At 70.3% G+C, this 19,140-nt stretch carries 16 protein-coding genes; 5 read left to right on the top strand and 11 right to left on the bottom strand.

Annotated features, from left to right (window positions below; all coding sequences use genetic code 11):
- Window positions 1-334: 334 nt before the first annotated feature.
- Entirely contained in the window at window positions 335-1,897 is a 1,563-nt protein-coding gene (locus ACQVFL_RS29080) for an alpha/beta hydrolase-fold protein (RefSeq protein ID WP_431728028.1), read from the top strand.
- Between the two features lie 65 nt (window positions 1,898-1,962).
- Here ACQVFL_RS29080 and ACQVFL_RS29085 read toward each other — a convergent pair whose 3' ends face one another.
- Window positions 1,963-3,780, bottom strand: a complete 1,818-nt coding sequence (locus tag ACQVFL_RS29085) for a sensor histidine kinase (protein ID WP_431728029.1) — start codon at window positions 3,778-3,780, stop codon at window positions 1,963-1,965.
- Window positions 3,777-4,484 (bottom strand): response regulator, encoded by a 708-nt coding sequence (locus ACQVFL_RS29090; RefSeq protein WP_396698081.1) that lies wholly within the window; start codon window positions 4,482-4,484, stop codon window positions 3,777-3,779. Before ACQVFL_RS29090 ends, ACQVFL_RS29085 begins: the two co-directional genes overlap by 4 nt.
- Before the next feature lie 90 nt (window positions 4,485-4,574).
- Here ACQVFL_RS29090 and ACQVFL_RS29095 point away from each other — a divergent pair, with 90 nt between their 5' ends.
- From ACQVFL_RS29095 to ACQVFL_RS29105, 3 genes are read left to right on the top strand one after another with little or no spacing between them, the layout of a single operon-like run.
- Window positions 4,575-5,801, top strand: a complete 1,227-nt coding sequence (locus ACQVFL_RS29095) for an efflux RND transporter periplasmic adaptor subunit (protein ID WP_431728030.1) — start codon at window positions 4,575-4,577, stop codon at window positions 5,799-5,801.
- On the top strand, window positions 5,798-6,613 hold the full coding sequence (locus tag ACQVFL_RS29100) for an ABC transporter ATP-binding protein (RefSeq protein WP_431728031.1): 816 nt from the start codon (window positions 5,798-5,800) through the stop codon (window positions 6,611-6,613). Before ACQVFL_RS29095 ends, ACQVFL_RS29100 begins: the two co-directional genes overlap by 4 nt.
- Window positions 6,610-7,827 carry an ABC transporter permease gene (locus tag ACQVFL_RS29105; protein WP_431728032.1) on the top strand — a complete coding sequence of 406 codons (1,218 nt, stop codon included), beginning with the start codon at window positions 6,610-6,612 and terminating at the stop codon, window positions 7,825-7,827. Before ACQVFL_RS29100 ends, ACQVFL_RS29105 begins: the two co-directional genes overlap by 4 nt.
- Before the next feature lie 189 nt (window positions 7,828-8,016).
- On the opposite strand, the gene ACQVFL_RS29110 is transcribed toward ACQVFL_RS29105, so the two are convergent.
- From ACQVFL_RS29110 to ACQVFL_RS29140, 7 genes are all read right to left on the bottom strand, one after another.
- Entirely contained in the window at window positions 8,017-8,598 is a 582-nt protein-coding gene (locus ACQVFL_RS29110; protein ID WP_396698072.1) for a hypothetical protein, read from the bottom strand.
- Between the two features lie 150 nt (window positions 8,599-8,748).
- Window positions 8,749-10,443 (bottom strand): CotH kinase family protein, encoded by a 1,695-nt coding sequence (locus ACQVFL_RS29115; RefSeq protein ID WP_431728033.1) that lies wholly within the window; start codon window positions 10,441-10,443, stop codon window positions 8,749-8,751.
- Entirely contained in the window at window positions 10,443-11,120 is a 678-nt protein-coding gene (locus ACQVFL_RS29120) for a DUF4956 domain-containing protein (protein ID WP_396698069.1), read from the bottom strand. The genes ACQVFL_RS29115 and ACQVFL_RS29120 overlap by 1 nt, the downstream gene beginning before the upstream one ends.
- A gap of 15 nt (window positions 11,121-11,135) precedes the next feature.
- Complete coding sequence (locus ACQVFL_RS29125) at window positions 11,136-12,038, bottom strand: polyphosphate polymerase domain-containing protein (protein WP_431728034.1); 903 nt, start codon at window positions 12,036-12,038, stop codon at window positions 11,136-11,138.
- A gap of 143 nt (window positions 12,039-12,181) precedes the next feature.
- On the bottom strand, window positions 12,182-13,855 hold the full coding sequence (locus ACQVFL_RS29130) for a cellulose-binding protein (RefSeq protein WP_431728035.1): 1,674 nt from the start codon (window positions 13,853-13,855) through the stop codon (window positions 12,182-12,184).
- A gap of 438 nt (window positions 13,856-14,293) precedes the next feature.
- Window positions 14,294-15,631 carry an amidohydrolase family protein gene (locus ACQVFL_RS29135; RefSeq protein ID WP_431728036.1) on the bottom strand — a complete coding sequence of 446 codons (1,338 nt, stop codon included), beginning with the start codon at window positions 15,629-15,631 and terminating at the stop codon, window positions 14,294-14,296.
- Window positions 15,632-15,657: 26 nt separating this feature from the next.
- On the bottom strand, window positions 15,658-16,386 hold the full coding sequence (locus ACQVFL_RS29140; protein WP_396698060.1) for an Atu4866 domain-containing protein: 729 nt from the start codon (window positions 16,384-16,386) through the stop codon (window positions 15,658-15,660).
- 128 nt (window positions 16,387-16,514) lie between these two features.
- Here ACQVFL_RS29140 and ACQVFL_RS29145 point away from each other — a divergent pair, with 128 nt between their 5' ends.
- On the top strand, window positions 16,515-17,342 hold the full coding sequence (locus tag ACQVFL_RS29145) for a helix-turn-helix domain-containing protein (RefSeq protein ID WP_350699010.1): 828 nt from the start codon (window positions 16,515-16,517) through the stop codon (window positions 17,340-17,342).
- A gap of 8 nt (window positions 17,343-17,350) precedes the next feature.
- Here ACQVFL_RS29145 and ACQVFL_RS29150 read toward each other — a convergent pair whose 3' ends face one another.
- Together ACQVFL_RS29150 and ACQVFL_RS29155 are read right to left on the bottom strand one after the other, a co-directional pair.
- Window positions 17,351-17,788: an Atu4866 domain-containing protein gene (locus ACQVFL_RS29150; protein ID WP_431728037.1), complete on the bottom strand. Its 438-nt coding sequence runs from the start codon at window positions 17,786-17,788 to the stop codon at window positions 17,351-17,353.
- Window positions 17,789-18,010: 222 nt separating this feature from the next.
- The gene (locus ACQVFL_RS29155) at window positions 18,011-18,991 is read right to left on the bottom strand and encodes an RNA polymerase subunit sigma-70 (protein WP_396698057.1); all 981 of its coding nucleotides are present in this window, start codon (window positions 18,989-18,991) and stop codon (window positions 18,011-18,013) included.
- Window positions 18,992-19,140: the final 149 nt, after the last annotated feature.

Here is a 19,140-nt window from a genome sequence, read left to right on the forward strand (position 1 = left end):
CATCGAAAGGCGACCCCCGCCACACTACCGATGCTAATTCGATTTAGCACAGGACCAGGTCCACAGAGTACCGAAACGGGTCATAACCCCCCACCGGGCAGCAGCCCACGTGGCCCAGGAGGAGGCTCTCCATGTCCGACCGCCCCGCGCCTCGTCGCGCAGACCCCACCCACCTTCAGCGGCTCCTGCGGCAGTGAGCAGTCGAGAGCCAGGGTCCGAACACGACCACGAGATCCGAACAGCACCGCGAGAAGCGGTTGTAGAGGAGTGTGCTCAGTTGAAGAAAGAGACCGGAAGGCGCAGGCTCAGGCGTACCGTCTCGTTGCTCGCGACCATGTCACTCGGAGTCGGCCTCGTCGTCTCCGCGCCGGCCGCCGCCTCGGCCAAGCCTGCGGCCAAGGAGGGTGCGACCGTCAAGGCGGACAAGCACTCACCGACCGGATACACGGTCACCTTCGTCTACCGCAATCCGAACGCCACCCAGGTCCGTCTCGCCGGGGACCTGACCCTGCTCGACGTGAACACCGGCAACACGCGGTACCAGCCGGAGGAGTGGCAGCCGGGTCGGTACCACGCCGGGGGGACCGAGTTCCTCCGCGACATGACCAGGGACAAGAAGGGCAACTGGTCGGTCTCGCTGCCGCTGCACGCGGGCAGCATCAGCTACTGGTACCGGGTCTGGGACCCGACCCAGGGCTGGGAGAACAAGCGCATCTGGGACCCGGCCTCGACCAACCCGCGTCCGCCGGGTGAGTCCTCGTTCCGGACCCGGAACAACGACGTCCTCGACGCCGTGTACGTGCCGTACGCGGCGAAGCAGGACGACCCGGTGCTCAAGGGCCGTGCCGAGTACGAGCTGCCGGCCAAGCCCAAGGACCGGGGCACCGTCGGGTACGTCCCGTACACCACCATCCTCGGCGACAGCGGCCACTACCTCGGTGTCTACCTGCCGCCCGGCTACGACGCCAAGCGCGCGCAGCCGTACAAGGTGGCGTACCTGGCGCACGGCATCTTCGGTGACGAGACCGACTTCATGGTGCCGGCGAACGTCCCGAACATCCTGGACAACATGACCGCGAAGGGCGAGATCGAGCCCACCGTGGTCGTCACCATGGGCAACCACTTCACCGGCACCAGCCTCGGTTTCGCCTCGTACAACCAGACCAACGCCGCCGACAACCTGGTCCAGACGATCCTGCCGCTCATCGAGGACCGGTACAACGTCGCCACCGACCGGTCCGGCCGGGCGTACGCCGGGTTCTCCTACGGCGGCATGACCGGTGCCCACGTGATCCGGGGCTACCCGACCACGTTCGGCTACTACGGTCACTTCTCCGGCAACCCGTCGCTGAGCGCGCAGGACTACGACAACGTCGCGAACGCGGTCGGCGACGACGACCTCTTCGTCTTCCTCGGCAACGGCGTCTTCGAGGGCAACCTCAACAACCAGAACGCCATCGCCGACAACTTCCGGGCCCGTGGGTACACCGCCCACACCACCCAGGTCCCGGGTGCGCACGACGGCATGACCGCGAGCCAGCTCTTCACGATCTTCGCTCGGGACCACCTCTGGACGGGCTTCGACACGGTCGGTGACGCCCGTGCCAAGGTCAAGGCGAAGGCCGCGCCCGCGTCGGTCCCCGCCGGGCGCGCGTTCACGCTCGACGTCGAGGTGCGGGCACAGACCCAGCACAAGAAGTCCCCGACGCCGACCGGCGAGGTCACCGTGACCTTCGCCGGGACCACGCACGTGGTGGCGCTGAACAAGGGCAAGGCCGTCGTGAAGCTGCCGACCACCGGGCTGTCCGCCGGGTCGTACGCGGTGCACGTCGCCTACTCCGGTGACCGGACCTACGCGCCCACCGCAGAGGTGCACCAGAAGCTGCGGGTGCGCTGATCCGATGAGCATGGTGGGCCGGTGACCTCCCCCGTCCTCGGCCCACCGTCACCGGCGGGGCCGCGTCATCCCTGACGCGGCCCCGTCGGGGTGTCCGGCAGCCGGACGGTGAACAGGCTGCCCTCGCCCAGGGTGCTCTGCACGTCGATGGTGCCGCCGTGGGCGCTGACCAGGTGCTGGGTGATCGCCAGGCCGAGGCCGCTGCCGCCGGTCGCGCGGGTACGGGACCCGTCCGCCCGCCAGAACCGATCGAAGATCTTCGGCAGGTGATCGGCCGCGATGCCCACCCCGGTGTCCCGTACGGTGATCGTGTTCTGCTGCGCGGCGACGGTGACCGACCCGCCGGGCGGGGTGTACCGGATCGCGTTCGAGACCAGGTTGCCGACGATCTGCCGTAGCCGGACCGCGTCGGCCGACAGCACCGGGTCGTCCTCGATCTGCACGGTCAGCGCGATCCCGGCCGCCTGTGCCGTACCCCGGTGGCTGTCCACCACCTGCGTGACCACGTCCCGGACGTAGGTCGGCTCGGGATGGATCCGCAGCGTGCCGGCGTCTGCGGCGGCCAGGTCGGCGAGGTCGTCGATGATGTGCTGGAGCAGCACCGCCTCCTCGTGCAACAGACCGAGCAGTTGGGCGTCGGTCGGCGCGAGATCGTCCTGGGCCGCCTCCAGCCAACTCCGGATGTTGGTCAGCGGGGTACGTAGCTCGTGTGCGACGTCGCTGACCATGGCGCGTCGCTGTGCCTCGGCGCGGTCCCGGCGGTGGATCGAGTCGTTCAGCGCCCGGGCCAGCCGCCCGATCTCGTCCGGTGCGGAGACCGGGGCCGGTCGCTGCCGGTCGACGGCGTCGGTGAGCGTCCGCAACGGACGGACCAGCCGGCGGCCGACCAGCACGGTGACGATGATGGTGGCGACCAGCACCGCACCGGTCACCGTGACGATGCGGACGGTGTTCTCGCCGGAGAGGGTGAACGTGGTCTGGTCGGCGCCGCTGTCCGGTGCGGTGATGAACAGCAGCACGGCCGGGGCCACGTGCGACTGGAGCATGCTCCGCCGCGACCTCTCCACACACTCGCTGATCCGGGCCGCTTCGTCCGCGTCCACGTCGACCCGGAAGGTCTCCTGTGGGGCGGGGCGGGCGCTGCGCTCGTCGACCCAGATGTTGGTCAGGTACGCGCTGAAGTCGGGCAGGATCTCCAGTCCCTCGTCCTCGGCCAGGTCGAGGCAGTCGCCCGCCAGCCGGCCCAGGGTCCGTAGCGCCTTCTCCTCGGCACCACTGGCCGTGGACGGCTTCGCCTCGCAGCTACCTGCCGCTCCGCGCGGATCCGGCGTGGTCAGCACGACGGTGAATCGCCCGTCGGGCAGCGACTCGATCCTTCCGCCCAGCCGGCTCCGCCGTAGGCACTCCAACTGTTCCTTGGCGCTCGCGAGCAGTTCGTCGCGTACGTCGTCGGGCACCCGGAACGGCCCGACCGCCCGAGGGTCGATACGGTCGGTGCCGCCGGTGAGCCCGAGGTCCAGGTTCAGCGGATCGACCACGGCAGCCGGGCGGGCGGCGTGCAGCGGCGGACCGTCGCGCGTGTCGGCCACGACCGCCCGGTCCTCCGTCATCAGGGTGATCCGCCGGTCCAGCCCGGCGGCCCGCTGCTCGATGAGCGGTGACACCCCGGACCAGTCCGGGTGGGTGGCCGCGTACTCGATCAGCTCGTTGTAGACCTCGGTGTTCTCGGCGAGCGAGCGACCCTGCTCCTGGCTGATGGCCCGGGTCGCGGTCCGGGTGGCGAGCCATGCGGTGGACGTGATCGCGGCGATCGCGATCAGCACCGAGGTGACCAGCAACCGGGTCACCAGACTGTGCCGGATCGGCACCCGCCGGGTGCTCACCGTGTCTTCGCCGGACCGCCGGCCAGCTTGTAGCCGACCCCGAAGACGGTGACCAGCCAGGCCGGGCGCTGCGGATCGCGTTCTATCTTGCGGCGCAGGTTCATCACGTGGACGTCGATGGTCCGCTCGGTCGAGCTGCGGTCGACGCCACGGGTGTGGTGCAGCAGTTGACCTCGGGTGAAGACCCGGTTCGGCTGCTTCACCATCGCCGCCAGGATGGCGAACTCACCCCGGGTGCAGGCGACCCGTACGCCGTCCACGGTCACCTGGTGGGCGGTCGGGTCGACCTCGATCGGTCCGACCCGCAGCAGCCCGGCGTCGGCGGACGGTGCTGCGCCGGGTTTCGCCCGCCGCAGCAGGGTGCGGACCCGGGCCATCAGCTCCCGAGGGCTGTACGGCTTGGTCAGGTAGTCGTCCGCGCCGAGGTCCAGTCCGGTCAGCAGGTCGTCCTCGGTGGACCTGGCGGTCAGCATCAGCACCAGCACGTCGGACTCCCGGCGCAGGGCCTGGCACACCTGGAGACCGTCCAGCTCCGGCATCATCACGTCCAGCACCAGCAGGTCGGGGCGGAGCCGACGGGCCGTGTCCAGCGCCGCCCGGCCGTCGTGCACCACCACGGCGTCGTGGCCCTCGGCGGTCAGGTATCGGCGTACCACCTCGGCCTGGCGGGGATCGTCGTCAGCGACCAGCACCTGTGCACACATGGCGGCGATGATAGGTCTGGATTCCCGTCGGCAGGGCTCCGGCGGCCATACCTGACAGGTTTCTAACGACCGCTGGACACCCTCGTCGGCATGGATCCGAAGCATGACGCCCCGACCGAGTTCATCCCGCGTGTACCCGAGCCGCCGGTACGGCGACGCGGTATGCGGTGGCTCGCCGTGGGGCTCGTGGTGGCGGTGCTCACGGTGGGTTCCGGGATCGTGGTCACCCGGCAGCGGGCCGACGCCCAGCCGGCCTCGGGGGACACGGACGCGGTCGCGACCACGCCGATCGCGCGCCGCGACCTGTCGACCACCCGGACGCTGCCCGGCAGCCTCGGGTACGGCCCGACGCGCCCGCTGGCCGGGCACCTGACCGCGACGGTCACCTGGCTGCCGAAGGCCGGCACCACCGTCAAGCGCGGCGGGCAACTGTTCCGGGCCGACGACCGCCCGGTGGTGCTGTTCTACGGCAGCCTGCCGATGTACCGGGACATCGCCGGATCGAACCTGGTCGGCCGGGACGTCCGGGTGGTCGCGGACAACCTTCGCGCGCTCGGTTACCCGATCGGCCGGCAGCCGTCGCCCGGCGAGCGGGTGACGCCGCAGCCCCCGACCCAGAGCGCCGCCGACGGCGACGCTGACGACGAGCCGACGGCGGCAGCGGGATCCCCGGCAGCATCGCACCAGGTACGCAGCGGCGAGGGCGTCCTCACGCCCGCACTGGTCACGGCGATCAAACGCTGGCAGACCGACCTCGGTGTGCCGGCGACCGGCACGATCCCGGTGGGACACGTCGAGGTCGCGAGCGGCGCGGTCCGGGTGGACTCGGTGACCGGCCAACCCGGTGACTCGGCGGAGACGCCCCTGCTGTCGGTGACCTCGGTCCGCAAGGTGATCACCGTCGGTGCCGAACTCACCGACGCCGCCTCGATCAAGCGAGGGGACCGGGTCACCGTCGGCCTGCCCGACGACCGCGAGGTCCCCGCCCGGGTCGTCTCCGTCGGCCGTGACCTCGTCGCGAGCGACGCCGGCATCGCGAGCGGCCCGCCCCTGCTGACCGTGACGGTGGCCGTCGACAAGCCGCAGACCATCGCCGACCTCGACTCCGGCGAGGTGCAGGTGCAGTTCACCGGGCGTACCGCCACCGACGTGCTGGTCGCGCCGGTCGAGGCGCTGGTGGCGTTGCGTGAGGGCGGCTACGCCGTGCAGGCGCCCGGCGGGCTGGTCGCGGTACGCACCGGCATGTTCGCCGACGGCTGGGTCGAGATCACCGGCGAGGGGCTGACCGAGGGCACCGAGGTGGTGGTGCCCTCGTGACCGCGCCCGTGCTCTCGGTACGCCACGCGTCCATGGTCTATCCCGGTGGGGTCACCGCGCTGGCCGACGTGAGCCTGGACGTCGCCGCCGGAGAACTGGTGGCCGTCGTCGGACCCTCCGGGTCGGGGAAGTCGACCCTGCTCAACATCATCGGCACGTTGGACCGGCCCACCTCGGGCACCGTCCACATCGCCGGTCAGGACGTCGCGACGCTCGGGGACCGGCGGCTGTCGGCGCTGCGGGCCCGGGAGATCGGCTTCGTCTTCCAGCAGTTCCACCTCTCCGACGGGCTCAGCGCCGTCGACAACGTCGCCACCGGTCTGCTCTACGCCGGGGTGCCCCGACGACAGCGGCGGGAGCACGCCCTGCGTGCCCTGGGCCGGGTCGGCCTGGCGCACCGCACCGGGCACCGCCCGGGGCAGTTGTCCGGCGGCGAGAAGCAGCGCGTCGCGATCGCCCGCGCCCTGGCCAACCAACCGTCGCTGGTCCTGGCCGACGAACCCACCGGCGCACTCGACACCGCCACCGGGCAGTCCGTGCTACGGCTGCTGCGCCGGCTCAACGAGGAAGGCACCACCATCGTGCTGATCACCCACGACCGCGGTATCGCCGCGTCCCTGCCCCGGCAGATCGAGATCCGCGACGGGCGACTGATCCGCGACGACACGCAGTCGTCGCTCGTCCCGGCGCGTGCCGTGGAGTCGGCTCCCGCCGAGGTGTCGGGTGGCCCGGCCCGTGCCGTGGAGTCGGGCAGCCCGGCCCGTGCCGTGGAGTCGGGTGGCCCGGCCGGCGATGTGGTGTCGGACCGGTGACCCGGCCGATCGACCGGGCACCACGGCCGGCCCGGCTGGCCCTGCCGGATCTGCTCGCGCTCGGGTTGACCGGCCTGCGGGCCCGCCCGCTGCGGGCGGTGCTGTCGGCGCTGGGTATCGCCATCGGCATCGCCACGATGATCGTGGTCACCGGCATCCCGGCCGCCGGGCAGGCCGCGTTGCTGACCGAGTTGACCGCGCTCGGTACGAACTCTCTCCAGGCGATGGCGGCCCCGGACCGCGACCCACCGGTCAAGCTGCCGGAGTCGGCGGTGGGGATGGTGCAGCGGATCGGCCCGGTCACGGCGGTCAGCGCGGTCGGCAACACCCGCACCGTGGTACGTCGCAACGACCATCTCGACCCCACGGACGGCTCCGGCCTGACCGTGCTCGCCAGTCACCTGGACCTGTTGCCCACCATCAACGCGCGGATCCGCGTCGGTAGCTGGCTGAACCCGGCCATGGCGGACTTCCCCACCGTCGTCCTCGGCTCGGTGGCCGCCACCCGGCTCGGCATCGCCGATCTGCCCGCCGGACAGCCCGCACCGCAGGTGACGATCGGAGACCGCCGGTTCACCGTGATCGGCATCCTGGCCGAGACTCCGCTGTCCCCGGACATCGACCGATCGGTGCTGGTCGGTTGGCCGGCGGCCCGCAGTGAGCTGCGGTTCGACGGCCACCCCACGGTGATCTACATCCGTTGCGAGGAGTCACAACTGGAGGCGGTACGCGGGGTGCTGGCGGAGACGATCTCACCGGAGCGGCCCGGCACGGTGGTGGTGAGCCGTCCCTCCGACGCGTTGGCCGCGAAGCGGGCCACCGAGGGCAACTTCTCCGTGCTCTTCCTGGCGCTGGCTGCGGTAGCCCTGCTGGTCGGGGGCATCGGGGTGGCCAACACGATGGTCGTCTCGGTCCTGGAGCGGCGGGCCGAGATCGGCCTGCGGCGGGCGCTCGGGGCGACCCGTGGACAGATCCGGGGTCAGTTCCTGACCGAGTCGACCGTGCTGGCGGCACTCGGCGGTCTGGTCGGTACGGCGGTGGGACTGCTCGCCACCGTCGGGTACGCGGCCTGGCAGGGCTGGCCGTTGGTGCTGCCCGGCCAGGCGGCGGTCCTCGGAGTCGGCGGTGCCGTGGTGATCGGCGTGCTCGCCGGTGTCTACCCCTGCGTACGCGCGGCCCGGCTGCCCCCGACGCAGGCCCTCGCCGCCGCGTGAGCCTGCCCCCGCCCGGCGCTCGGCGCAGGGCGGCGAACGACAAGAGCGCGGCGGCCGGAGGACCGGCCGCCGCGCTCCGCTGTGAAAGGAAGGGCACCTTCCTAACGCCTCGTGTATAGGAAGGGTCCCCTCCTTACATCTCACCCCGACAACTCACGCCGACATCTCGCGGTGCTCGGCGGAGCGTCGTCAGTTCGACTCGGCGGCCACCTTGCGCTCACACTCGGGGGCGAGATCCAGGCCCATGCTGATCGAACGGGAGTGGTTCTGGTCCCCGCCGAAGGCGAGCGAGACGCCGTCCTCGGAGACCTCCACGTACTTGACGCCCTTGTCCTTGAGGCACTTCACGACGGCGACCGCGAAGTCCCGCGCCTCCGGGTTGGCCGGGTCCTTCTCCCACGGCGGCAGCGGATAGTACTTCGGCTCACAGATCCGGTTCGCCGCCTCGTACGCCTCCGCCTCCTTGGCGTTGGTCTCGCCGGACGGTCGGCCGGGGTGCCCGGCGGTCAACCTGTCCGCTACGCCCTGCTGCTTCAGGCACTTGCGGTACGGCCCGAGCAGCGCCTGGTACTCCTCCGGCGTGGTGTCGAGCCGCTCGCGCGGACGTTCCTCCTTCGGCTGCGCCGAGCCGGTCCGTTCCGGCTCGGGGGTGGCCAGTGAGGCCACCTGCCCGGTGCCGTCGTCCGTCTTCTGCTCGTCGGCCGTCGACCCGCAGGCCGACAACGCGATCAGCATGACGGCACTCATCAACAGCGTCCGATTCCTGCGCATGACAACGCCTTTCGTCCGATCGGTCCGGGAGGCTCCCGGGCCACTGCGGCCGGTTCTCGACCCGGCCGCAGCCAGCCTCGCGAGCGGACGTGAGGAACATGTCAGGTCGATGTTCTCCCGGCAGGGCATCGGCGGAGGGCCACGTCGGGCTCAGCTCTGGGTGATCACGGGGTCCGCGGCGAGGCTCTCGGTGCGTTGACCGACGAGGGTACGCAGCCGATTCGCGTCGTCAGTCACGGTCTGCGCGTCCTGCCCGTCGACGCTCGACAACACCTCGGTGATGCCGTCGAGCGCCGCCAGGGCCGCGCCGTCGGCGTAGACCTGCCGATAGAGCGCGCGGTACGCGTCCTCGTACACCTGCGTGAACGTCTCGCTGGCGAGGAAGCGCTCCTTGAGGAGGTGGCCGCCACCACCGGGACCGCCACCACCGGGTCCACCGTTGTCGGGACGCCCCGCGCGGTCGGGCCTCGCGTCGGCTACTTCGGGATCGAAGCCCGGCGGGGCGGTATCCGGGGCGGTGAAGCCCGGAGGTGCTCCGCCCTCGGTCTCGGCACCCTGCTGACCGGTCGTCGGGCGGGTGGCACCCCCGCCCCGGAAACCACCACCGAGGCGACCCTGCTCGTGCGGGCCCTGACCGGCGTCACCGCTGAAGGTGAGGTTGTAGTCCCAGCCGATCACGGTGAACTTCTTGCTCGTCAGGTCGTACCAGAGGTAGTAGTTGCGACCCGGCCCGGACATGTCGTCGAAGTTGAGCAGCAGGTTCTGCCAGGCGACGTACCGGGCGAAGGACTCCACGTCGACCCGGTCGGCGAGCTGTTCGTCGAACTCGGTGTCGCTGGCGTTCTCGACCCACCTGATCAGGTCGATCACCGGTTGCAGATCCTGGCTGCCCTTCATGGTGATCTGTTTGAAGTCGTCGTCGTAGGCGGTCGGATCGTCGCCCTGGTCGGTGAAGCTGCCGGTGGCCAGCGACTTGTAGAGCACACCACTGCCGTCGATCTTCGCGGTGAAGTTCTCGTCGGGATGCTCCACCACCAGCCGGGCGGTGGTCGGCCGGTCGTTGACGGTGAAGCTGGTGTACGCGTACTCCTGGGCCACCTCACCGGCGTCACCGAGCAGGTCGAGCGTCACCGCCTCGTTGAGCACCGTGGAGCCGCCGCCCATCCCGGCGACGCGGAGGGAGAGTTCCCGGTGCCCCTGGTAGCGGCGACCGTCGACGTACTCGTCGAAGCGGATGAGCCAGGGCAGGTTCTCCGGTTCCTCGGCCTGGAGCGAGATCCGCGACATCCCGCCGCCGTTCGGCGCGAGGTCGGCCCCGTCCGGGATGACGCCGTCGCCGGGGGCGCCCTCCGGTCCGGCCGGGCCGGTGCCGGAGGGCTGGTCCTGACCGCCGCGTTGCCGTCGCCCGCCGTCCTGGTCGCCGCCGGGTCTCGCGCCGTTCGGTCCGGCGGCGCCCTGCGGGGTCTCGCCGTTGCGGCTCAGGCTGCGCAGCGTGGAGTTCCCCTTCAGCCGGATACCGACGCTGGGCACGCTGGTGCCGTCGATGACCAGGTCCGCCTCGATGTAGTCCTTCTCGCCCTCGGCGTAGAAGGTGTCCAACATCCGCTGGTAGTCCGCGTCGCGATAGACGAGCGTGATGCTGTGTGCCGCGGTCTCGTCGAACAGGTCCACGGTGCCGACGATGTCCTGGGTGACCACGTCACCGCCGACCGCGCTGCTGGTGACGTACGGGCGGATGCGCACCGTGCTGAGCGTCACCGTGAGGACGAGCAGGAAGGCGACGCAGCCGGCCAGGAACTTCCAGTAGTGCCGGACCCGGACCGGGATCCGGTGCTTGAGCCTCATCACAGGTCCGTCTGGTCGTAGCCGGTGAGCACCGTGACCCGCTGACCGCCGGTGCGCTCGGCCAACGCGGCGATCAGTTGACCGGGCTCGGTGCCCTTCCTGAGCCGCACCGTGTACATGATCTCGGTCAACGCGCCGCCACGAATCGTCTCCATGCTCACCAGCTCGAACTCACTGGTGTGGCGGACCAACACGTCCTGGATGGACTCGGTGTAGTTCGCCACCGGCGGGACCTGCACCTTCACCACCTGCCGCTGCACGTTTGCGGCGAACCAGTTGAAGCGGTACATCAACACGATGATCATGCTGATCGCGACGGCGGCGACCACGGCCAGGATGTAGAACCGGGTGCCGCAGGCCATGCCGACACCCATCACCAGGAAGATGAAACCGACGTCCCGGGTCTCCTTGATGGCGTTCCGGAAGCGCACCACGGACAGCGCACCGACCAGAGCGAACGCGCGGGCGATGTTGGACCCGACGACGAGCATGATCAGCGAGATGAGCATGCCGAGGATGACGAGCGTCTGCACGTACGACTGGCTGTACGAGATGTTCCGGTGGGTGAATCGGTAGACCCAGCCGATCATCGCGCTGAGCAGGAACGACAGCGACAGGGCGAGGGCGATGTCGCCGACGCTGAACGTACCGGAGAGGTCCTGGAATTCGAACGGCATGAGGATGTGTGCTCTCTACGCGTAGGGGTGAGAAGGGTGCCGATCGGCGGTGCCCTCCGTGACGTGGAAGACCGATCGGGGAGCGCGGCCGAACGCCTCGACGCTCTGGCAGTACTTCGACATCCGGACGATCGACAGGTTCGCCCGGGCGGCCAGGTCGGTGAGCCAGTACGGCACCCGCTCGTTGGCCTTGATCTCCACCACGGCGAGCGTGGCCGGCACGATGAGGCGGTTCTCCGCCTCGGCGCCCAGGTGGAAGTCGCGGTCCCGGCCGCGTACCCGATGGTCGATGGTGACTCGCAGGCCGATGTCGGAGTCCCGTCCGACGAACGCCTCCCGCTGGTAACCCGTCATCGCGACCGGACGCAGATCCAGTCCGCAGATCAGTTCCTGCACCTCTTCGAGGAAGGCACCCTGGTCGGGATGGTGCTCGACCATCTCCCGGCGGTCGCAGAGATCACGGGCCAGCCGGTACGGCAGGGCGACGCGGCGCTTCTGGGTGACGCGGTTGACCCGTTGCTTGACCTCGACGTGCACGATGCTGTCGTCGGTGATCGTGGAGCGGTCGCCGTAATGGCGCACCCGCAGTTTGCGGCGGAACCGGAGACCCTCGATCTTCTCCCAGTAGAAGCGCAGTCGGTCGGTGTCGTAGTAGACGCTCCACACGCCGTACCCGGTCCGGCCACCATGACTGTCGCGACCCATTCGCGCGTCCAGTTCGGCACGCAGCGCCGGCACGTCACCGACCGGCACCACGTACTTGACCTCGTACCGATTGAACGCATGCAGTCGGCTCGGTGCGCGGAGGGCGTGCCCGGCCTGATCGTCGCGGTCCGCAGCCGGGCCGCGCCCGACGATCGGTGCCGATGGCGTACGCGTCGCGGGACGGGCGGGTGCCCGGTTGCGCCAAGTGAGCATGGGATGTTGGCCGATCCGTAGGCGACAGATGCCAACGAATACCAACAGGCGTACCTATGAACCGGCTTTGATTCTCGGATGAACCCCCCGTGAACGAGGTCGGCGTCACCGCAGACCGGTGACGCCGACCTCGTCCGTGCTCGTTACGGGGTGACCACCCGGCCGCCGAAGGTCACGACCAGCCGACCGTCGGAGACGAAGGACCAGCCGAACGCCCCCGAGTACGACGCGCACCGGGACCCGTTGGTGCCGGACCAGAACTGGTTCGAGCTGTCGGAGTTGCCGACGATCCGGTCGTTCGAGCCGCCGCTGCACGACGTGTTGTTGCGGAACACCGAGGAGCCGCCGTCGAAGTTGAAGTTGCGCTCGGTGTTGCCGATGTTGGCGTTGTTCGACACCGTCATCGTGCCGGGGTTGCGGTTGTAGGTGAACCCGTGCTTGCCGTTGTCGTAGGCGATGTTGCCCCGGATGGTGTGGTTCACCGCGATGTCCTCACCACCGAGCTTGAAGCCGTTGCGGTCACCGTTGCCGGCCTGACCGCCGTTGCTCAGGGTGCCGTTGCCGTAGGCGAGGGAGGACTCGATGGTCACCGCGCCGATCGCTCCGGTGTCGCTCTTGGTGTAGAGGTCGTACCCGTCGTCGATGTTGTTGTGGGCGACCGTGTAGCGGAAGACGTTGCCGGAGCCGACGGTCAGCTTGGGGGCGAAGCCGTCGGCGTCCTCACCGTCGGAGTCCACGTTGTCGTGCGACACCGTGCTGACCACGAGATTGTTCGAGGGCCACTGGTCCCGGGGCGCGTTGGCGATCAGCCGCGAGAGTTGGAGGCCGGAGTCCCGGTTGTGGCGGGTCACCACCCGCTCGACGATGTTGTTGTTGCCGGCGAGCAGGATGCCGTTGTCCCCGGCCCGCTCGACGACGATGCCCCGGACGTGCCACCACGACCCGCCCATTTCGAGCCCACGGTTGGCCGGGTCCTCGCTCTGCGCCGAGAAGTTCAGGATCGGCGTCTCCCCCGCGTACGCGAAGATGTTCTTGCGGGCGCTCGACGTGCCGTTGTTGCCCTGGCCGATGGTGATCGTCTGCGAGTAGCGGTAGGTGCCGCCGCGCAGGAAGATGGTCCCGCCCGCGGTGACCCGGGTGATCGCGGAGGTGAGCGTCGTCGGGCTCGCCAGCGTGCCGGGCGCGCTGGCGGTGCCGGTCGGCGCCACGTACAGCGTGCCGGACGAGGGCGGCGGGGTGGTGGGCGGAGGCGTGGTCGGCGGCGGGGTGGTCGGCCCGGTCGGCGGCGGCGGTGTGGTGGGCGGGGTCGTCGTGCCGGAGGCGTACGTCTCGAACTCGGCGACCCTCGGCGTGCCGCTCGCGCTGGTGATCTCGAAGTTGATTTTGCGCAGCGAGGTGGCGGCGAAGGTGATCGTCCCGGCCCCGGTGCCGCTGGCCAGGGTGGCGCCGGTGTCGTTGTTGACGAGTCGCCAGCCGCCGATGACCCCGACCGCGCCGGACGCCTCGCGGATGGTGACCGAACCGACCGTGGTGGCGGCCCCCCACTTGACCGAGACGCGGCCGGTCGAGCCGGACGGCGACCAGTATGTGCCCACGTCGCCGTCGATCACGTTGCCGTAGCTGGTGCCGCCGCCCTTGCTGGAGCCGTCGGCACCGGCTCCGATGCTGAGGTTGGTCGCGTCGGCGACGACCGAGGCGGCCATGTGGCCGTCGGCCGCACCCGACGCGTGGGTCAACGGCAGCGCCGCGACCACCACGGCCGCCGCGACCACGGCGGTACCGCCGGCCAGAAGCCTGTGTCGCACTGTGGTTCTCACTGATGGACTCCTCGGGAGTGAGCGCGGCGCGAGACACGTCCTGCACAGCCCGACACCGCAGGTGACTGAGTTTCGTAAGCCCTCGAACTGGCCATAGAGCGAAACATCGATGTAATCTCAGGCTAGGAAAGCGCTTACTCGCGGCGCAAGAGTAGAGATGTGCAGGTTTGTTGCAGAATCCCGGAGTTGTCCGCGAGTCACGGACGATCGGGGCAGCCCGGCCCACCACCCGCGCCCGAGCCTCAGTCCGACGGCCAGGCCTCCCGCACCCGCCGCCACCCCAAGATCCGCGCTTCCGGCGCACGGGTGGCATCTCGCCTCGTCGATCATGGAGCTGTGGCTAGAGTTTCGGCCCGATTCACCCTTCTCGCCCTAACCACAACTCCATGATCGCCGAATGCGTCTCGCCACGCGGGCAGGGGCGGGAGAGACGCGGGGTCAGGCGTTGGCCACGGACCTGCGGATCGCGTCGCGGGATCCGGTCACCTGGCGGCGCAGCTCGGCCAGGTCCACGTCGACGAGGTGGCCGTGCTGTTTGCGTACCTGGCCGGCGACCACGACGGTCTCGATGTTGCGGGCGTCGGCACCGAGCACCAGCGTGCCGACCGCGTCGTTGAGCGGCATCGTGTTGACGTCGTTGGCGGCGACGACCAGCAGGTCCGCCTGCTTGCCGGGGGTCAGCGAACCGGTGACGTCACCGAGTCCGTTGGTCCGGGCACCCTGCACGGTGGCGAAGTCCAGCACGTCGCGGGTGGTGATCCGGTGCGGCGTGGTGTCCGTGCCGTAGGCGGCGTTCACCGCGCGCATCCGCTGGATGGCGTGCAGGGTACGCATCTGGGTGAACATGTCGCTGGCCAGCGCCACCTCCACGTCGATGCTGAGTCCGGGCCGGATACCGACGGCCAGTGCCTCGTCGATCGCGGGCACCGCGGTCTCCAGGCCGATCTGCGCCTCGGAGGTCGGTGCCAGCGACACGGTGACCCCGGCGTCACCCATCGCCTGCCACGCCTGCGAGGTGAGGCCGGTGGCGTGGATCAGGGTCAGGTCCGGACCGAGCAGCCCGGCGGCGGCCCAGCGCATGATCGCCGTGGACGACGGTACGCCGAACACCGCGTCCACGCTGACCCCGAGGTCGAGATCGCGGGCGACCGCCGCCAGCTCCGGCCCGTAGGCCAGGGCCGGACCGGCGATCTCGTCGGTGGCCAACGCCGCCAGGCGCAGCGTCACCAGCCCACCGTTCGCCCCCTGGTACGCCCCGCACAACCGGGCCAGGTCGCCCGGCCACTGGCGGTCCCACGCGCCGAAGTGCGGACCCATCGACGCGTGTACGCCCCGGATACCGGTGTCGACCAGCGCCTGGATCGCCGCGTCGGAGTGCGCCGCCGTACGGGAGTTGTGCGAGAAGTCGAGCATCGTGGTGATGCCGGCGTCGAGGGCGGTGAGCACGGCGAGCCGAGTGCCCACGTACATGTCGTGCGGGGTGTACGCGGGCGCGAGCCCGGCCAGCGTGGACATCACGTACGCCCCCAGGTCGGTCACGTCCGGGATGCTGCGGCGCATCTGCGCCTGCCAGGCGTGCCGATGGGTGTCCACGAAACCGGGGCTGACGATCCGGCCGGTCGTGTCGACCACGGTCGCGCCCGACGCCTCCGGATGGGACCGCAGGTCCGCGCCGACCGCGACGATCCGGTCCTCGCGGATCAGCACGTCACCGGATTCCAGGTCGCCGATGGCCGGGTCCATGGTGACGACCGTGCCTCCGCTGAACAACATCATCAGGTCCTCCCTTCGTGGTCTGCGCCTCACCGGCGGCGCAGGACGTAACCGGCGTGGTGCAGCACCCCGTCGACGAACCGGCCGTACGCCCAGAAGCCCAGGTCGTCGCGGTAGACGATGCGGTCGCCGTCGATCCAGAACGCACCCTGGTACGCGTGCGGCCGACCGCCCCGCGTCTCGTCGTACCGACCGTCGGCGGTGAGTTCCTGGTGCAGGAAGCCGGTCTCGTCGATCCACATGCCCAGGTAGGGGCTCTCGACCGATCGTGGTCCCGGCTCGGGCTCGATCGGGGCGGGCGTGAGCCGACGGCCGTTGACCAGTGCGATCTCGCCGTCGACGACGATCGCGGCGGCCTGCTCCGGACGCCAGACGATCATCTCGAGCACGGAGCGGCCGGAGGTCGGGGCGGCTACCAGGGCGAAGGTGGCCGGGTTTCCGGGGGTGAGCGCGCCGACCCGGTCGGCCGGACGAACGCGCAGGCCGGCGACGGCGACACCGTCCACGACGGCGGGCACGATGGCCAGGCCGGTGCAGTCGATCACGATCGCGCCGTCGTCCTCAGCGGCGGTGTGCAGGCCGGTGCCGACCGCGACGATCTCGTTCGTACCGACCAGCAGATCGGCCGTGGCGAAGTCACCGATCACCGGGTCGAGCGTGTGGATGACGGCGTTGACGAACATCAGTGGCCGGTGCCGGTCACCGGTGTTCCCGGCGATCTCCGCCAGTACCGCCTCGTCGAGCATGGGGCTGCTCATGGCGTACCTCCTGGGGTGGGGTTTCGTGGTTCCACCGTCACCGGCGGCGGAGTCGGCAGCCAGGCCGGACCGAACCAGGGTGTGCCGCACCCTGCCTGGCCGGAGCCCGCACGGTTACCGTTGGTGGCATGCCGACGACCGCGCTCGGGGCGTTCCTCACCGCCCGACGCGCCCGGTTGACCCCGGGCGACGTCGGCCTTGTCTCCAGTGGCACCCGACGCGTCGCCGGGCTGCGCCGCGAAGAGGTCGCGGTGCTGGCGGGGGTGAGCGTCGACTACTACACCCGGCTCGAACAGGGCCGGGAGCGCAACCCGTCCTCGTCGGTGCTGGCCGCCGTGGCCCGGGCGCTCGACCTCGGGCCGGACGCTCACGACCATCTCTTCCGGCTGGCCGGGCTCTCACCCGGCAGTACCCCGACTCCCGCTCGACCGCAGGTCGGGCAGAGCCTGCGGGAACTGCTCGACGCCTGGCCGGACACGCCGGCCGTGGTCATCGACCGGCGACTCGACCTGCTGGCCGGCAACGCGCTGGCCGACGCGTTCTACGCGGACTTCGCCGAGGCGGACAACCTCGTCCGGATGGCCTTCCTCGACCCGGCCGGTACGACGTTCTTCGCCGACTGGCGTCGTACCGCCGAGGCGTGCGTGGCGAACCTGCGTCTGGCCCTCGGCCACGACCCGCACGACCGGCGGGCGCGGGAACTGGTCGAGCAGATGGGTGCCGCGAGCCCGGAGTTCCGCAGGTTGTGGGGGCGGCACGACGTGCAGGGCAAGACGCACGAGGCCAAGACGTTCCGGCACGGCGCGGTGGGCGAGCTGACGCTGTCCTACCACGCATTCGACGTACGGGACGCGCCCGGCCAGCAGTTGATCGTGTACCGGGCGGAGCCGCACAGCCGCAGCGCCGAGGCACTGCGGCTGCTGGGCACCCTGGCCGTCAGTCGTTGGCTCCGCTGACCAGCCGCCTATCCGTCCTCGCTCGCTTGCCGGTGCGCGTCGCTGCCCTCGCGATAGAAGACGTATCCGGCGTGGTGCAGGACGTCTCCGTCGAAGGTGCCGTCCGCGCTGAAACCGGTGTCGTCGACGTACTCGATCCGGGTCCCGACGACCTGGTAGGAACCCGTGTAGGCGCTCTCCCGCCCACCCCGGGCCTCGTCGTACCGGCCGTCCGGCAGCAACATCTGCCGGATGTGGCCGTCGGCCGTCACCCACATCCCGACGTACGGATGCGGGGACACCTCACCGGCGGCCACCGGTGGCGTCGCAGTCGGTGCGGCGGTCGCCGAGTACGGCGTCGCGTCGTCGGAAGCGGCGCCACCACTGCCCGCCTCGGCGGAGCAACCCACGAGCAACAGAACGCCGCAGGTCGCGCTGAACAGGCCCCCGAGTCTCGAATTCGCCATGTCGACGACGGTAGGTATCCGGTCCGGCAACAGCCTGGTCCCAGTACTCCCAGGAAGAACGCGCTACCCGCTCTTACGGCCGACTCTGAGAACGCCGGAGTTCTCGCGTGAGGACGGGGATCATCACCCCCGTAGGTACCAGGTGCAGCCCAAGGAGGGCGGCGATGGTCACGGCGTCATGTGTGCTGTTCATGTCGCTCCTCCTGCACAGGACCGGGGCTACTACTCCGTGTCGTCCGCCGGCAGGGACGGCGGCAGACCGAGCCGGGGGAACCGGTCGGCGTGGAACGTGATGATCTCGGTGATCGCACCGCCGCTGATGCGCAGGACGTCGATGGTCAGCGGCAGGTACGCGGTTGCCCCCGCCCGCCGGTGGTAGAAGGCGACGGCGGGCTGCCGGTTGACCCTGGTGGGGAGGCCACGCAGGTTCGTCATGTTCTCGAAGCCGTTGTCGACCCAGTCCTCCACCACGATGTCGCGGCCGACGTACCGGCCCGGGGTGGGCGGCATCGAGCAGCGGACGTCCTCCCGCAGCAGCGCGGTGAGCCCACCGATGTCGGTGGCCACACTGGCGTCGGTGTAACGGCGTACCAGCTCACGGGTCCCGGCGTCCTCCTCGCCACCGGTCCAGTCCTGGCGCTCGGCGGGCAGGTGCTCCCGCATGCCGGCGCGGGCCCGCTGCAACGCGCTGTTCACCGAGTTGACCGAGTCCCCCAGGAGTTCCGCGACGTCCTTCGCCGGCCAGCCGAGCACGTCCCGCAGGATCAGCACGGCCCGTGGACGCGGCGCGAGATGCTGGACCGCGACCAGGTACGCCAGCTCGATCGTCTCCCGCGCGACGGCGACCGCCTCCGGTTCGTCCGCGTCGCCGGTGGTCAACTCGTCGAGCAGCCGATCCGGGTAGGGCTGCAACCAGAGCACCTCGCCCCCGGTGGCCGGTTCGGGGCGGCGCTTGGCGAGCAGGTCCAGGCAGGCGTGGGTGGCGATCCGGTACAGCCAGGCCCGGAACGTGGACCGTCCCTCGAAGGTCTCCCGCCGCCGCCAGGCTCGCAGGAACGTCTCCTGCACGGTGTCCTCGGCGTCCTCGAACGACCCGAGCATCCGGTAGCAGTGCACGTGCAGCTCCCGCCGGTGCCGCTCCGCCAGCCCCGAGAACGCCGACTCGTCGACCTCGCCCAGACCACTCATGACCTGCTCGTCCATCACGCCATCCTCATGCCTCGTCGGGTCCTGACGAAGGTATGACGGGCGGGGCCGCGACAACTCATCACTCCCGCCCGCAGGGCCGGATGTGCCGGGGTGGGTAGATCTGTTGTCGTCCCAACGACAACAGATCTACCCACTTCCTGCTG

This window comes from Verrucosispora sp. TAA-831 (genome assembly GCF_050780145.1).
Classification (GTDB): domain Bacteria; phylum Actinomycetota; class Actinomycetes; order Mycobacteriales; family Micromonosporaceae; genus Micromonospora.